Genomic DNA, 1,343 nt, shown 5'->3' with positions numbered 1-1,343 from the left:
GCCTATCCGTCGCAGCGGTGCGTCCACGAGCTGTTCGAGGCGCAGGTGCGAAATGCGCCGGAGGCGGTGGCGGTGGTCCATGAGGACGAGCGCCTGAGCTATGGCGAGCTCAACGCGCGGGCCAACCGGCTGGCGCATCATCTGATCGGGCTCGGGGTCAGGCCGGACCAGCCGGTGGCGATCTGCCTGGAGCGCAGCGTGGCGATGGTGGTGGGGCTTTTGGCGATCCTCAAGGCGGGCGGTGCCTATCTGCCGCTGGACCCGGCCTATCCCTGCGCGCGGCTGCGGCAGGTTCTCGACGATGCCGCGCCGCGGCTGCTGCTTTGCGATGCGGCCGGCCGGGCCGCGCTCGGCGCCGAGGCGCTTGTCGATGTGAGCGTGGTCGATCTGGAGACGGCCACTCCCACCTGGGCCGAGCTGCCGGCCTGCGATCCCGAGCCGCGCGCCATTGGTCTCACCGCGCGCCATCTCGCCTATGTCATCTACACCTCAGGCTCCACCGGAACCCCAAAGGGCGTCATGGTCGAGCATGGAAGTCTGGTGAACTATTTGCATTGGTCGGATCGCAGCCATTACGAAGAAGCCGGCAACGGTTCGCCCATGCTGCTGTCGTTCAGCTTTGATGCTGGCGTTACGACCTTATTCGGGCCTTTCTTGGCGGGCGCCAAGCTTCGTCTTGCCAACCCTATTGCCCTAATACATGCGCTTGCTGCTTTAGAGGATGGTCAGACCTATGATCTAATCAAGCTGACCCCTTCGCATCTAAGCCTGCTGAACAAGCGGCTTGAAGCCTACAAGGGACCAGCCCCGACCAGAGCACTCATGGTCGGTGGCGAGGCCTTGATCCCGGCAGACATGCAGTTTTGGCAAGAGCATTTCCCGAACGTGCGTCTGATCAATCATTATGGTCCGACAGAAGCGACGGTTGGATGTGCCACATTCGCAATATCCGACGCTGTCGGGGGGCTGGCCTCCATCCCGATCGGGCGCCCGATTGCGAACACGCGGGTGTACCTGCTGGACGGTCATGGTGGGCCCGTGCCGTTCGGGGCGGTGGGTGAGCTTTGCGTTGGCGGGGCCGGCGTTGCGCGTGGCTACCTGAACCGGCCTGATCTGACGGCCGAGCGGTTCATCGCCAGCCCCTTTGTGGAAGGCGATCGGCTGTATAAGACCGGTGACCTGGGGCGCTATCTGCCGGACGGCAATCTGGAGTTTTTGGGCCGCAACGACGAGCAGGTGAAGATCCGCGGCTTCCGCATCGAGCCGGGCGAGGTCGCGGCGCGGCTTTGCGAGCACGAGCTTGTCGGCGATGCGGTGGTGGTGGCGCGCGCCGATCGCACCGG

1 protein-coding gene is annotated in these 1,343 nt (G+C 64.7%); it reads left to right on the top strand.

Annotation, left to right across the window (positions count from 1 at the left end; translation table 11 throughout):
* The coding region (locus NKJ06_RS35445) for a non-ribosomal peptide synthetase (RefSeq protein ID WP_352812579.1) at window positions 1-1,343 on the top strand (1,343 nt) is incomplete at both ends.

The organism is Mesorhizobium sp. M0293 (assembly GCF_040321735.1).
Lineage (GTDB): Bacteria > Pseudomonadota > Alphaproteobacteria > Rhizobiales > Rhizobiaceae > Mesorhizobium.
This window is presented reverse-complemented; position numbering and strand designations above follow the sequence as displayed.